This is a genomic window from Lysinibacillus sp. JNUCC-52, assembly GCF_015999545.1.
Classification (GTDB): Bacteria; Bacillota; Bacilli; order Bacillales_A; family Planococcaceae; genus Lysinibacillus.
In genome coordinates, this window is sequence record NZ_CP065546.1 from 114,830 (window position 1) to 128,282 (window position 13,453).

16 protein-coding genes are annotated in these 13,453 nt (G+C 33.0%); 12 read left to right on the top strand and 4 right to left on the bottom strand.

Annotated elements, in window-relative coordinates; genetic code table 11:
* Positions 1 to 62: 62 nt before the first annotated feature.
* Complete coding sequence (locus JNUCC52_RS00630; RefSeq protein WP_172771816.1) at positions 63 to 707, bottom strand: pentapeptide repeat-containing protein; 645 nt, start codon at positions 705 to 707, stop codon at positions 63 to 65.
* Positions 708 to 1,057: 350 nt separating this feature from the next.
* Between JNUCC52_RS00630 and JNUCC52_RS00635 the strand changes: the two genes are divergently transcribed.
* The 5 genes from JNUCC52_RS00635 to JNUCC52_RS00655 all read left to right on the top strand — a co-directional run bounded on the left by JNUCC52_RS00635 (position 1,058) and on the right by JNUCC52_RS00655 (position 4,370).
* Entirely contained in the window at positions 1,058 to 1,618 is a 561-nt protein-coding gene (locus JNUCC52_RS00635; RefSeq protein ID WP_337981015.1) for a GNAT family N-acetyltransferase, read from the top strand.
* 153 nt (positions 1,619 to 1,771) lie between these two features.
* Positions 1,772 to 2,644, top strand: a complete 873-nt coding sequence (locus JNUCC52_RS00640) for a peptidase MA family metallohydrolase (RefSeq protein WP_337981016.1) — start codon at positions 1,772 to 1,774, stop codon at positions 2,642 to 2,644.
* Between the two features lie 222 nt (positions 2,645 to 2,866).
* A complete protein-coding gene (locus JNUCC52_RS00645; protein WP_172771813.1) occupies positions 2,867 to 3,445 on the top strand; it encodes a hypothetical protein in 579 nt (192 codons plus the stop codon).
* 88 nt (positions 3,446 to 3,533) lie between these two features.
* The gene (locus JNUCC52_RS23230) at positions 3,534 to 3,656 is read left to right on the top strand and encodes a DUF6713 family protein (RefSeq protein WP_337981017.1); all 123 of its coding nucleotides are present in this window, start codon (positions 3,534 to 3,536) and stop codon (positions 3,654 to 3,656) included.
* Between the two features lie 81 nt (positions 3,657 to 3,737).
* The gene (locus JNUCC52_RS00655; protein WP_337981018.1) at positions 3,738 to 4,370 is read left to right on the top strand and encodes a hypothetical protein; all 633 of its coding nucleotides are present in this window, start codon (positions 3,738 to 3,740) and stop codon (positions 4,368 to 4,370) included.
* 127 nt (positions 4,371 to 4,497) lie between these two features.
* Here JNUCC52_RS00655 and JNUCC52_RS00660 read toward each other — a convergent pair whose 3' ends face one another.
* The gene (locus JNUCC52_RS00660; RefSeq protein ID WP_443136906.1) at positions 4,498 to 5,544 is read right to left on the bottom strand and encodes a beta-propeller fold lactonase family protein; all 1,047 of its coding nucleotides are present in this window, start codon (positions 5,542 to 5,544) and stop codon (positions 4,498 to 4,500) included.
* A gap of 564 nt (positions 5,545 to 6,108) precedes the next feature.
* Here JNUCC52_RS00660 and JNUCC52_RS00665 point away from each other — a divergent pair.
* The 5 genes from JNUCC52_RS00665 to JNUCC52_RS00685 all read left to right on the top strand — a co-directional run bounded on the left by JNUCC52_RS00665 (position 6,109) and on the right by JNUCC52_RS00685 (position 11,208).
* Positions 6,109 to 6,327, top strand: coding sequence for a hypothetical protein (locus JNUCC52_RS00665; RefSeq protein ID WP_172771810.1), 219 nt, complete (start codon positions 6,109 to 6,111; stop codon positions 6,325 to 6,327).
* Positions 6,328 to 6,484: 157 nt separating this feature from the next.
* Entirely contained in the window at positions 6,485 to 8,752 is a 2,268-nt protein-coding gene (locus JNUCC52_RS00670; protein ID WP_337981019.1) for a beta strand repeat-containing protein, read from the top strand.
* Between the two features lie 281 nt (positions 8,753 to 9,033).
* Positions 9,034 to 9,951, top strand: coding sequence for a DUF4868 domain-containing protein (locus JNUCC52_RS00675; RefSeq protein WP_337981020.1), 918 nt, complete (start codon positions 9,034 to 9,036; stop codon positions 9,949 to 9,951).
* Between the two features lie 25 nt (positions 9,952 to 9,976).
* Complete coding sequence (locus JNUCC52_RS00680) at positions 9,977 to 10,522, top strand: KwaA family protein (RefSeq protein WP_337981021.1); 546 nt, start codon at positions 9,977 to 9,979, stop codon at positions 10,520 to 10,522.
* Between the two features lie 527 nt (positions 10,523 to 11,049).
* Positions 11,050 to 11,208 (top strand): hypothetical protein, encoded by a 159-nt coding sequence (locus JNUCC52_RS00685; protein WP_172771806.1) that lies wholly within the window; start codon positions 11,050 to 11,052, stop codon positions 11,206 to 11,208.
* 175 nt (positions 11,209 to 11,383) lie between these two features.
* On the opposite strand, the gene JNUCC52_RS00690 is transcribed toward JNUCC52_RS00685, so the two are convergent.
* Positions 11,384 to 11,818 (bottom strand): hypothetical protein, encoded by a 435-nt coding sequence (locus tag JNUCC52_RS00690; protein ID WP_172771805.1) that lies wholly within the window; start codon positions 11,816 to 11,818, stop codon positions 11,384 to 11,386.
* A gap of 287 nt (positions 11,819 to 12,105) precedes the next feature.
* Positions 12,106 to 12,636, bottom strand: a complete 531-nt coding sequence (locus tag JNUCC52_RS00695) for a GNAT family N-acetyltransferase (protein ID WP_337981022.1) — start codon at positions 12,634 to 12,636, stop codon at positions 12,106 to 12,108.
* Positions 12,637 to 12,833: 197 nt separating this feature from the next.
* Between JNUCC52_RS00695 and JNUCC52_RS00700 the strand changes: the two genes are divergently transcribed.
* Both JNUCC52_RS00700 and JNUCC52_RS00705 read left to right on the top strand, forming a co-directional pair.
* Positions 12,834 to 13,094, top strand: a complete 261-nt coding sequence (locus JNUCC52_RS00700) for a hypothetical protein (RefSeq protein ID WP_337981023.1) — start codon at positions 12,834 to 12,836, stop codon at positions 13,092 to 13,094.
* Positions 13,095 to 13,175: 81 nt separating this feature from the next.
* A complete protein-coding gene (locus JNUCC52_RS00705) occupies positions 13,176 to 13,364 on the top strand; it encodes a hypothetical protein (protein ID WP_337981024.1) in 189 nt (62 codons plus the stop codon).
* Positions 13,365 to 13,453 lie beyond the last annotated feature (89 nt).

Sequence of the window (13,453 nt, forward strand, 5' to 3'; positions counted from 1 at the left end):
AAAAAGAGCACAATATGTGTTCCAATCAATACTACTTGGATAAATCAGATGAAAGCTATTTTTTATACTACTTTTATACCTAACAATGAAGCAAACCCAACTGCTTGTTGTGAGGATACTTCACACCCTTTCAAACTTTCCAATGAAACATTCAACCTTTCAAAACTACATGTACTAATATCAATACCTTTTAAAGATGTTTGAGAAAAATCAACATCGTTAAGGTCACATTGATTAAATACGACCTTATTAAATTTGGATTCAAAATAATTGGCTCCTTGTAGTGTGGAATGATTAAACATGACCTGTTTTAAACGAGTGTCTGTAAAGTCACATAAATTTGCAATACAGTCTTCAAATGATACATTTCCTAAGTTAGCTTCCGCTAAATTCAAACCTAATAATTTACAGTTTTTGAATTTGACTCTGTGAATTAGTCCTTCACTAAAGCTGGCATTCGATAAATCGCAATTTTCAAAAATTACATCGGTTAAATCAATTTTTGTAAAAGTTACATCTATAAATCTTACATTTTTAAAGAGTACTTTTGAGAGGACTAGCCTTTCAATGCACTCATTATTAATAACAGTGTTAGAGATTACACAATCTGATAAAAACGGATCTTCTTCATAAAAAATATCTTGAAAATTTGCATTTTCTAAAGATAAAGGTAATTTAGGTGATTCGATTTTAAATACTTTTGCCACGAGGAGCACACCTTTCAAATGGAAGTCTTCATAAGAATAATAAAAAATACATTAATATATAAGACTTTATTTTTTAGTAATAGTGTGGACAAGAAAAAATTTCATACTGGATTATTCCACGAATTACAAATAGGGGGGCTTTCAATTGGCTATTACGCTCGGAAAATATAAATTATAAATGGTAAGGAGGGATAAATCGGGAAATTAATTGGTACTACGAAAGATGACGTATGATTCCTAGGTAGTATTCGACTGTTCGATGTAATACTGATTTTTAAAAAATAATACGAAAATTTATGTTACGATAATGGGAAGAACGTATGTTAAATTTAGGGAAAAGGATGATGAATATGCATTCCAATTTTAATTTTACTAGTTTACCGATATTTACAACCGAACGTTTTATCTTACGTAAAGCACAAGAAAATGATTGTCATGATCTTTTTGATTTGTATTCAAATGAGCAAGTGACGAGATATACGCCTTTAACCCCATTTACATCTATTGATGATGCGATGGATGAGTTGAATTGGTATGACACGATTTCCAAAGAACAGACTGGTTTTAGATGGGTAATTGAAGAAGCGGAGTCTAAAAAAGTAATAGGTACTTGTGGATTTTTGAATTATGAAAAAGAACATAATCGTATTGAGATTGGCTATGATTTAAATCAAAGCTATTGGGGGAAGGGTGTTATGAAAGAAGCGATTAGTTGTATTATTCCATTTGCATTTTTGACGATGAAAATTAACAAAATAGAAGCAAAAGTGGAACCAGAAAATCTATCATCCATTAGATTGTTAGAAAAATTAAACTTTTATAAAGAAGGTGTATTAAGACAACATGAAGTTGAGAAGGGGAAATATATTGATTTAGCTATTTTCTCCATTTTAAAAAGTGAATATCAGTGATGTTTTGTTTAAAAAGTATCTCTATTCCATAATTGTGTATTTTCCGTTGGGGTCTTAATATTTTTTATTTTTAGAAATTTCCAAAAAAAAGTGAAACTTCCATAGTTTCCTTCCGTATAAAATGGAAAATACTATTTTTTATGGGAGGTAAATATGGTTAAGTTTAGAGGCTACTTTCTTATATTAGTGTTCTTACTAACAGCCTGTACGCAGGATACAGTTATTCCTAAAGAACAAGAAAAAAGTAATGAAAATATTGTGACTACACCTGATGGTAAAATAACGTTTGATGTTATTAATAACATTAAAATTCCCCAAGAAAAAGTAGAAACAATTAAAGAAGAGATACTTGCTGCATATGAAGTAATAAAAAGTTCAATCCAAACTACATATGTTCCATCGGAAAGAATTCAGATATTTCTCAATGAAGGAAGTCAAATGTCATGGGGCTTTGCAAAGGAAATCCAGCTATATGACATTAAGGATGATCGATATCCACTTGTCCATGAAATGACACATTCTTTACTCGGTTATGGAAATAATTTTGATACAAGCAGTGGTTATTTTACGCAAGAAGGTTTTGCTTCTTATATGGAACAAAAATACGGAAATGATAAAATTAATTCTCATCGGTTAATGAAGTATTTTATGGATTCAAATAAATTAATTCCTATTATCAAGTTAATGGATATGAATTATGCTTCATCTTATTTTCGCCCAAATCTTACAAATCCAATTGAGGAGAGTATCCTAATGGCTCTAAGCTATAATCAATCCAATTCTTTTGTAACATATTTAATTGATACTTATGGAATAGAGAAATTTGAACAGATTTACAACGAAAAGGAGTTGGATAAAAAGATAGAACAGGTTTACGGTAAAAATATTGATGAGTTAGAAAAAGAGTGGATAGCTATTATTAATAGCCAAACTGATCTAACAACAAATGAGAAATTAGTCAATGATCTCTATAATATTGTCTCAGTTATAGATAAAATAGATCCAAAATATTTTACAAAGGAATAATTTTTTAGAATCATTTATGGCGCTAAGGAAAGCTAATTGATGCAATACTTTATAAATAATAATAATTTTTCTTTTGCCTGCTTTAATTAGTTTTCTGATCCCCACCTTAAACTAAAAATCAAAGAGCATTTATTTCCATTTTATACTTTAAAGCTAATTGCATTTTACGTTCCAATATTATATTCTAACATAATACATAAATTTGGAAATGAGATGATTGACGTGAATAGTTTAGAAAGAGCCAATAAAAGAAAAACAAGAGCTATGCAAATTTTGGATGAATTACAATTAATTCAAAAATGGAGTACTGTAGGGGACTGTTATTTAGTAGGAGCAACAGCTTATAATTTAATAGTGTCACCTGATATTGATATGGAGACATTTAGTGAAGAGCTAAATCCAGACAAAATTATGAAAGAATTAGCGTCACTAATTAACAATAAAAACGTATTGGAACTTAAATTTAAAAATTATATGGACTCAGACTTTCAAGGCTTTTACTTTAAAATCATATATCTAGATAATCAGGAAGAGTGGAATATCGATATGTGGCTTTTTTCAAATGAACGTCAAGGCGCTCTCTCAAAAGATTTAGTACCTTTAATGAAAAAAGCATTATCTGATACTACTAGACAAGCTATTCTTGAAATTAAGGAAGCATTATTACAAGAGAATTTAATTTATTCATCAGTATATATTTATCAAGCTGTATTAGATTATGGAGTGAGCAATGTCACTGATTTTTTAGCTTGGACGAAAAATCATAATACGAATGGGCTTATTCCATGGAAGCCTCAATAAGGATGGATGGTGTACTTAATGATAGGTACACCAAATTCACTTTCTTAGCGACTTTTAATGGACATAGATAGCGATTTTACATTGTTTTTTGTACATAGCTTTCTTATTTTTTGAAAGGCACCCTCGAAATGAATTTAAAAATTCGTTTTCAAGATCCGTTATTTATTCAATGGGGTTACTTGCTATAATTCATTTATTATTTTTAATGTAGATTTAAGTCAATAAGATGTGGCTTTTTTATCTGGTCGTATATCTCCAAATTATGTATATTTATGTAAAGGAGGTATTGCAAATGAAGAAAATATTAATTGTACCATTTTTATTATTGCTAAGTATTCTTATAGCAGCATGTAGTCAAGATAAGGAAAAAGAGAGTGGTGTTGAAAAAGAAGTTGCTGCTGAAAACTCTACTGAAAGTACATCTGATGGAGAGCCACTAAAAGTTGATAAAGGGGTATTAAACGTTGAAGTAACGATACCAGGTACTTTTTTTGAGGGGCAAGATATTGATAAGGTTATAGCTGAAGCGAAAAATGATGGCATTAAAGAAGTTATAAAAAATGAAGATGGTTCTATCACTTATAAAATGTCTAAAGCAGAGCACAAAAAAATGATGAAGGAATTAGAAGAGGGGATAATTAAATCAGTAGAAGAAATTAAAACGAGTGAAGATTTTTCCTCTATTAAAGATGTAAGTTATAATAAAACATTTTCAGAATTTACATTGTCAGTCGACAAAGAAGAATTTGAAAACAGCCTAGATAAAATTGCTTCTTTTGGACTCGCAATTACAGGTATGTATTATCAGTTATTTAATGGTGTAGATCCAGAAAAGTATAAGGTGACAGTCATCTTTAAAAATGAATCGAATGGTGAAGTGATTAATACCATTGTTTATCCAGATGATTTAAATGAGAAAAAGTAAAACAATAATCCACAAATAAATTACAAATAAAAACAAATAAAAACCAGAATAATTCTACGTTTGAAGAATTATTCTGGTTTATTTTGTTAAATTTAATGCGTTAACAAACATTGATTAGAAGAAATGTTTAGTTTGAATTACAAATAGTACCTGTTTTTATTCCTGTAGGGCCATTAAATCCTGGTATTGTATCAATTACAGTATTTGTTGCTATATCTATCACGGACACAGTATTGTCAGCCTGATTAGTCACATAAGCAAATTTTCCATCTGGTAAGATTGTAACTTGGTCGGGAGATGATCCTACAGGGATTGTTGCAATTACTAAATTTGTAGCGGTACTAATAACGGATACAGTATTACTACCTTTATTGACAATGTAAATAAAGGTGCCATCAGGTGTGATTGCTGTTCCAACAGGACCTGTTCCAACAAAGATTGTATCGACTACAGTATTGGTCGCTGCATTAATTACAGAAACAGTGTTGCTGTTTTCATTTGTAACATAAGCAAATTGGCCATTAGGTGTGAAAACAATTGATCTAGGGCGAATTCCAACAGGGATTGTAGCAACTACAGTATTGGTCGCTGTATTGATAACAGAAACTGCATTTGAATTTTCATCAGCCACGTAAGCAAATGCGCCATTTGGGGTAAAAGCTATACCTTGAGGTTGAAGCCCTACTGGAATCGTCGCTGTTACAGTATTCGTTGCTGTGTTAATGACAGATACAGTATTATCACCGTGATTTGATACATAAGCAAGTGTGCCGTTCGGTGAAATTGCTACGCCAAGTGGATTAACTCCAACAGGTATAGTTGCAACTACCGTATTTGTTGCTGTATTAAAAACTGTTACATTATTGGAAAAGAGTGCAGGTACATATCCAAATTCACCATTTGGTGTAATTGCGACTTCAAGAGGAGCAGTACCTACTGGAATGGAAGCGACGATCGTATTAGTAGCTGTATCAATTACGGATACGCTGTTATCGGGAGTTTCCAATTGTCCAGCGTCTGTAACATATACGAGATAGTTACAGCTTGGTTGCACAGGTAAATATGGTGGTTTGCACTTACAATTACAACAAAATCCGCAGCAATGACAATGACAATTAGGATTTGATATAAATTTGAACTTGAACATTTTTAAATTGTTTGGGTCTTTATCCATACTGAACCTCCTTTCAAACGTATATTGATAGAATATGTAAACTAAACTAAATTCCTTGTATGTTGTCCTAAACTATTATAAATAAGTTGCAAGTGCTATAGGCTTCTACAATTGGTTGAAGTAATCAAGAGTGGTACTTAAAAGATAAATTCAAAGAGGACTTTCATTAGAAAGGGAGGTAATTTTATAGGAAAGTGTTGTAGTAAAACATTATAGGAAAAATTAATACTTGTTAAATTTAAGCTCCATTAAATAATATTTCGTTATTAATTTTTTTCCCCTTTTTAAATCCACATTTTTCGTATCATCTAATGGCTCTTTCATTCGAGATTTTTATGAGTAATTAATTCAAACCATGATAAACAATTCAATATTGCTACGAAAATATTAATCTAACAATAAACTTGTCACGAAATAAATTAGGGAATATTAGGTAAAATGTAGGTTGAATTTTCTGAGAATAATAGTCAGAATTAAATTTAATAGATAGTTTGATATCACTGGAACGTATTAATTATATAAAAAGCATAATTCAAACATAAAAGAGTATTGAGGGGGATGAAGATGGGAAATGTGAACATTTTTGAATTTATTGGTGTTTCGACGGATCCTATTTATGAGGTGCTGAATCAGCTTAGTACTAATGAAGAAATCTTTATCGATAAATATATTATTCGGAGAACGGCTAAATTTTATGAGATTGAGAATAGAGATCTGCATGAATGCTTTAGAGAAAAAGAAGGTTGCTATCAATTTTTAAGCAAATTGCTAATAAAAAAATAAACTAATTTGCCATTCAAACATCAGGACAAATTGAAATGGCACGATAATGAAGGCTAAATTGGATTGTCAATCTTAATTCATTTAAATCACCTAGGTATATTGTCTATTTTACTTATTCTAATAAGAATACATTAAAAATGAGGCAGGAGGTGATTTTTTGTCGTTTAGTGATAACAAAGATAGAATAATAAACGATAGCAATAATGAATGCTTCAAATATGGTACAAATAATGTTAATCAATTTAGATATAAATGTAATGAAAATGGGTGCTATAGTTACCCTTATAATGCTCAATATTCTTCTATATTTACTGGTCCCACTGGTCCGACCGGCCCACAAGGAATACAAGGTGTTACAGGAGCTACAGGTCCTCAGGGAGGCGTAACAGGGGCCACAGGGCCACAGGGAATCCAAGGAGTAACAGGGGCCACAGGTGTGCAAGGAATTCAAGGAGAAACTGGGGCAACGGGTATCCAAGGAATCCAGGGAGTAACGGGAGCAACAGGAGTCCAAGGAATCCAGGGAGTAACTGGAGCAACAGGACCTCAAGGAATTCAAGGAGTAACGGGAGCCACAGGTGTTCAAGGAATCCAAGGAGAAACTGGAACCACAGGAGCCCAAGGAATTCAAGGAGTAACGGGCGCAACAGGTGTGCAAGGAATTCAAGGAGTAACGGGCGCAACAGGAGCCCAAGGAATCCAAGGAGTAACGGGAACCACAGGTGTGCAAGGAATCCAGGGAGTAACGGGAGCCACAGGAGCCCAAGGAATCCAAGGAGTAACAGGGGCCACAGGTGTGCAAGGAATCCAAGGAGTAACAGGGGCCACAGGTGTGCAAGGAATCCAAGGAGTAACAGGGGCCACAGGTGTGCAAGGAATCCAAGGAGTAACAGGGGCCACAGGTGTGCAAGGAATCCAAGGAGTAACAGGGGCCACAGGTGTGCAAGGAATCCAAGGAGTAACAGGGGCCACAGGTGTGCAAGGAATCCAAGGAGTAACAGGGGCCACAGGTGTGCAAGGAATTCAAGGAGAAACTGGGGCAACGGGTATCCAAGGAATCCAGGGAGTAACGGGAGCAACAGGAGTCCAAGGAATCCAGGGAGTAACTGGAGCAACAGGACCTCAAGGAATTCAAGGAGTAACGGGAGCCACAGGTGTTCAAGGAATCCAAGGAGAAACTGGAACCACAGGAGCCCAAGGAATTCAAGGAGTAACGGGCGCAACAGGTGTGCAAGGAATTCAAGGAGTAACGGGCGCAACAGGAGCCCAAGGAATCCAAGGAGTAACGGGAGCCACAGGAGCCCAAGGAATCCAAGGAGTAACAGGGGCCACAGGTGTGCAAGGAATCCAAGGAGTAACAGGGGCCACAGGTGTGCAAGGAATTCAAGGAGAAACTGGTGCAACAGGTGTGCAAGGAATTCAAGGAGAAACTGGTGCAACAGGACCTCAAGGAATCCAAGGAGAAACTGGTGCAACAGGTGTGCAAGGAATCCAGGGAGAAACGGGAGCCCAAGGAATCCAAGGAGTAACGGGTGCCACAGGTGTGCAAGGAATTCAGGGAGAAACTGGTGCAACAGGACCTCAAGGAATCCAAGGAGTAACTGGTGCAACAGGTGTGCAAGGAATTCAAGGAGTAACAGGAGCCACAGGTGTGCAAGGAATTCAAGGTGTAACAGGGGCAACAGGTGTGCAAGGAATCCAAGGAGTAACTGGTGCAACAGGAGCCCAAGGAATTCAAGGAGTAACAGGGGCAACGGGTACCCAAGGAATTCAAGGAGTAACTGGTGCAACAGGAGCCCAAGGAATTCAAGGAGTAACTGGTGCAACAGGTGTGCAAGGAATTCAAGGAGTAACGGGAGCCACAGGTGTGCAAGGAATCCAGGGAGTAACTGGTGCAACAGGTGTGCAAGGAATTCAGGGAGTAACTGGTGCAACAGGAGCCCAAGGAATTCAAGGAGTAACGGGAGCCACAGGTGTGCAAGGAATCCAAGGAATAACTGGTGCAACAGGAGCCAGTGGACCAAGGTTGATGGAAGTCTTTTTCTCTACTGATCAGTCAGTTGGTAATAATGACTTTCTTGGAACAGGTACTTCATCAGCATCATTTATTAGGAGTTCAATTGTCATTCCGCTAAATGCAACAATTACAAGCATTACTCTAAATATAAGAGATCACACTTTAAGCGCTGGACAAACAGCTTCAGTTCAAGTATTTACAAGTACAAACTGTGGATTTACTGCACCAGTAGCTACAGGAGTTAGAGCTACAGTTACAGGGCCAAGTTCTTCTACAACACCGAATTGTTGTGCAACACAGTCTGCAAATTTAGCTATAAGTGGATGTACACTTTTATCAGTACAAGTAACTACCACGGGTGGTGCTTTCTCGAATGGTGTTTCCGTAACTATCTTATTGTCTATTTAAGAAATTAATTATTTTTGACTAAAAAATTAATTGATTTTTTATAAGATTATTAATAATGTAATAAAATTCTAATTATCTAAATAATAAAAGGCTCTGGAATTTTTACACTATGTAAAACTATCCGAGCCTATTTTTAATTGAGAAAGGTAAAAGTATCATATATAAGCTTTAACCGTTCCAAATAAATAAACAAATTTCTTTGGGTATACTGTTTTACTAAAAAAACCAAATATTGTATGATTTTATTAATAAATTGATTCAGATAGTTAGGGGGATTAATATTGGATATCGAATTTATTAACAGCAAGATTTCAGAACACTTATTAAGTGGTACACTTGAAGTAAGTTTGTTTCTAATTGAAAAGATTAAAACACATGAACATTTAGATTATTTTTCATTTAAGCCATCTTTAAGTCGGTCTTTGCAAATCGATATTGTAAATATTATTCATCCAACTATTCATAAATTAGTGGGTAAAGAGCAAGTTGAGTTTAATGAAAATGGTCGATCAAATGGAGTTGTTGAATACTGTATGTCATCCTATATAGGGGTTACATATGATAATTTATTCGAAAGCTTACAAGAACCTGGAGAAACGTTGAGTGAAGATACGCAAAAAGATTTATACTGTATTAAAATTGAAATAGAATCGGGGAAATTCGCTTATTTTTTAAATCGTATACCTCAACTAAAGAAGTTTACTAAAGGACTTTGGGGAACAATAGCAGATGCTACTTTTAGAAAAGTATCAGACTCATTTATAGGAATTGAACCAGGGTTTGATTTACTTATTTTTGAAGACGAAGTACTTGTAATTAATAATGTCGCTATGCAAAGAATTTTTGATTTGAAAACAAAGTATGTTCAGAATACGAATTCTGTATTAACGGTCTTTGAAGAAACAAATAAGTTGGAAGGGTTTGAACAGTTTAAAAATGATAGTATTGAGGATGGAAATATTGTAAAGAGGGTTTCAAGATTAATGACAAGGCCTGAGAGAATGACTAGGTTTGTTGACAATTTTGATAAAGTAGAAGAAATTATTATGGAGTTTGATTTAAATATTGAGTTAAATGAAGAAAAAACGAAAATAAAATATACGGATAAAAAACAATTAAATGATATAGTCAAATTACTAAACGATGCTTATTATAAAACGGTATTAACAGGTGAAAGAGGAAGAGATGACTTAAGGTAATTTATAAAGAAAGGGTGGAAGAAAGTTGACAAATCTTTTTAAATTATTTTTATTCATATCGTCCTACTCGCCATTATATTTAATTGTAGCAATATCCCTATACCCCTATGAAAAATTTAACATACATTCAATTTTTGAAGATAAAGTAACCGTTACAGTGTATATAATTTTAATCGTATTATTTATTGTTTCATTTTTACCTATTTGGTATATAAATAAATGTGAATTAAATAGCACAATCGATAGTGAACGTGTAACACGAAAAAATGAAGAAATATTAAGTTATTTAGTAACGTATATTGTGCCTTTATTGGCAATCGATATAAATGAAAAAAGTACATTGGTTACAAATGGAATATTGTTTCTTTTGATTGGGTATTTATATATTAAGTCGAATTTAATACATGTTAATATAACGTTTTTAATTTTTGGATGGAATACTTATGAGGATGAGCTTGGACGAATTATAATTTCGAAGGAAAGTCCAGACTATTTTAATAGAATGAAAATTGGTGGAAATAATATACGCGTTAGAAAAATGGCTAATAATATTTATTTGCATCGAGCCTAATACAAGTGAAAAGTTTATAAAAAATAAAACGCCTTTTAGACATCTGGCTATAACATCGAGCAGCCTGATGTCCTTGCAAAAGGCGTTTTTTTATAGATTGAAGTCAAATTGTTTTGAGAATAGATGGGGCAATCAAAATAAAATGGTTTGAATTATCTGGTCATTTACAAATGCCTTTAAGAGAAATAATTCATTTTCATTTGGCTCTATTTTATTTTCAACCTTAAAGCATTCGATAGCTTTTTCAAATAAGGTGGATTTTACAGCAAGATTTGCTTTTGTTAACTCATTCCAATATATATTCATTTCATTAGCATCACAGATTGATTCATAACCGAGTAGGAACATTTCAGCATCATAGTGAATGTCATTAATCATAGGCAATAGCAGTGATTGTTTGAAATGGTACAGTGAATCACATATAGACTGAAGAGGAAGCAAGCTTAAATTTACTACATAATATTGATATTTAAGTTGAAAGTATAGATATTTAAAAAAAGGAAAGTGTATTACTGGAGGTGATTATTATGACGAAGAATAAACAAAACAAAAAGGCTGTAGAACGAGAAGAATTTGGAAATGATTTAAGCCCTGATGATTTAGATGTACGTGAAGATAATGATCTTACAAAAGAACAAGTTAAAAATGCGAATGAAAAGAATGAACAACAAGCAGAAAAACAGTAAATATAAAATGAACAAAACTCCAGATCACACTGGAGTTTTGTGCTGTTAATGGCTTCTTAACGGCGCAACTAAATTTTTTCACTTTTCTCATCAATTTTAATGCATCTAATTAGACGCTGTCATATCATAATTCTTTGCAAGACTTTATCAGTTCATTAACCGCTAGTGCTCAAAGTTAATTAGTGAATTTAGATAACTTCTCAAATTGTTCTGGCGTAATATTTTTTACTTTATACGATATAACTGCTTTATTTGAAATCACTTTATATATAGTTGAAGCTTCACTAGAAGGTATTCGAAAAGTAATGTTAATTAGTTTGTAAGGTGGATTGTGTGCACCTTCAAAAGTAATAACCCTTAAAGAAACATCATAAAAGTCATTCTGTCTATTTCTTTCAATTTTTTCGATTCTTCCAGAGGTAAATAACTGATTATCTCCGTAAGAAGACATTGTTTCAAGAATGGATTGACCTAATTCACGTAAAAATGCTAATTCAATTACACTTGGTGGTTGATCTTGTGGGAAATATTCTGTATCGGATTGAGCAAAAGCATAACTAATGACGAAGCAAGACATTAATAGTAATGAGATGATTATTTTTTTTCTCATAATACAAATTCCTTTCAGCTTTTGCTCTTGTTATTTGTAGATTCAAGAAAATTTATGTACTAGAATTAATAGTATATGAGGTAAACAATAAATTGAGCTTGCTTAAGTTGAGCATGGCATCCCATTATATATAAAATATTGATTTAAATGATGAGGAAGCCGTTTTGTTGCTTCTTTTAATCTTATTTTTTGATATAATTACCATTAAATACAATAACAGTAGGGGGAATAATCTTAAACAAAAAAGAATGCCTATATCATGTTACAGATATAGGCGAAGATTAAAATTAATCCATTTTTAACAATGAATACATATTAATATTTATGAAACGCTCATTAGGTTCTTCGTATTGTCGATGTTGACCTTCGAACATGAAATTAAGTTTTTGTAACACTTTAATAGAATTTACATTTGCAGGCTCCACTTTTGCTTCAATTTTATTTAATTGTAAAGTGTTGAAAGCGTAATCTAGGAGTGCCATTATAGCCTCTGGAGCGAACCCCATGCCCCAATAGGCTTTTGCCAGATCATAACCAATTTCTGCCTTGCCATTTTCAAAGTCTATAAAATTGAATCCACATGTTCCAATTATTTCGTTAGATTTTCTTTCAATCATGCTAAAGCGAATTGCCTCATTTGCCTGGGCCAATTCTTCAAGTAGTTCAATCATTTCTTTTGCTTGCGCTTCATGTGTAAAGCTAGAAATGTTCATATATTTTGTTACATCAGGATCAGACCAAATTTTAAACAAGCTATGTGAGTCTGAAATGTCCATTCTTCTTAAATGAAGTCTTTGAGTATTTAGTTCTTTTATCAACACGTATACCTCCAATATTTTTAATCAATGAGATAAAAAATATTGCCATCTGCGCATAGTTCAGTCCCTTCAAAGTTGTATAGTTTAAAGATACCAAGCGTGACAAAATAAAGGAATAATAAATTGATTAACAACTTGAAGAAATAAAGCCGAGAAAAACAAAAAATTATGTTAAATCATTTTCATGAGGCTACAACTTGAAGAAAACTTTTTCAATAATCATTCTTTTACTAATAGTTCTATCTGTACATCATTTTAAAGATACAATAATTGAATCAGTTGATGATTCTCCCCAAAAAGTAGAGCGATTTTTTAAAAAAGAAGAAATTTATGAAACAGCACATGAAAAATATGGGGTTTATAGCATGGGGGTAGATCAAAAAGATAAATTATTACTTGTAAGTCTGAATGTATCCAATTATGTATACAAGGAAGATGTAGAAAAATATTTTGAATAACAACTATTTATCCATGGTTTAAAAGAATATAGTATTGAAGTATATTTTTACGAAAATGGAAATAGATAACGAGGTGATCTAATGAAATCATTATTAGCAAAAATTAAGGACAGCTTTATAAATACTACACCAAAAGTTTCTAACAAAATATGCTATTTTTGTAAGCGTGAAGCAGCCGATTTACGAAATTATAAAAATGAGAGAAGCCAAAAAATCAAAGTGTGCTTTTTATGTGTTGAATATGCAGAGAGAAGAGCTTATCGTAAATAAAACATATTTTATCTTCTTTTCGGTGACCTTACATAGCTAGGTGATGCAATTATTCAATAGAATGCATGCATTTGAAAGCTTTGAATTAT

Excerpts from the sequence above, each read along its gene's own strand:
- JNUCC52_RS00690 (WP_172771805.1), bottom strand. The coding sequence starts at position 11,818 with ATGAGAAAAAAAATAATCATCTCATTACTATTAATGTCTTGCTTCGTC.
- JNUCC52_RS00640 (WP_337981016.1), top strand. The coding sequence starts at position 1,772 with ATGGTTAAGTTTAGAGGCTACTTTCTTATATTAGTGTTCTTACTAACA.
- JNUCC52_RS00655 (WP_337981018.1), top strand. The coding sequence starts at position 3,738 with ATGAAGAAAATATTAATTGTACCATTTTTATTATTGCTAAGTATTCTT.
- JNUCC52_RS00665 (WP_172771810.1), top strand. The coding sequence starts at position 6,109 with ATGGGAAATGTGAACATTTTTGAATTTATTGGTGTTTCGACGGATCCT.
- JNUCC52_RS00685 (WP_172771806.1), top strand. The coding sequence starts at position 11,050 with ATGACGAAGAATAAACAAAACAAAAAGGCTGTAGAACGAGAAGAATTT.
- JNUCC52_RS00705 (WP_337981024.1), top strand. The coding sequence starts at position 13,176 with ATGAAATCATTATTAGCAAAAATTAAGGACAGCTTTATAAATACTACA.
- JNUCC52_RS00660 (WP_443136906.1), bottom strand. The coding sequence starts at position 5,544 with ATGGATAAAGACCCAAACAATTTAAAAATGTTCAAGTTCAAATTTATA.
- JNUCC52_RS00635 (WP_337981015.1), top strand. The coding sequence starts at position 1,058 with ATGCATTCCAATTTTAATTTTACTAGTTTACCGATATTTACAACCGAA.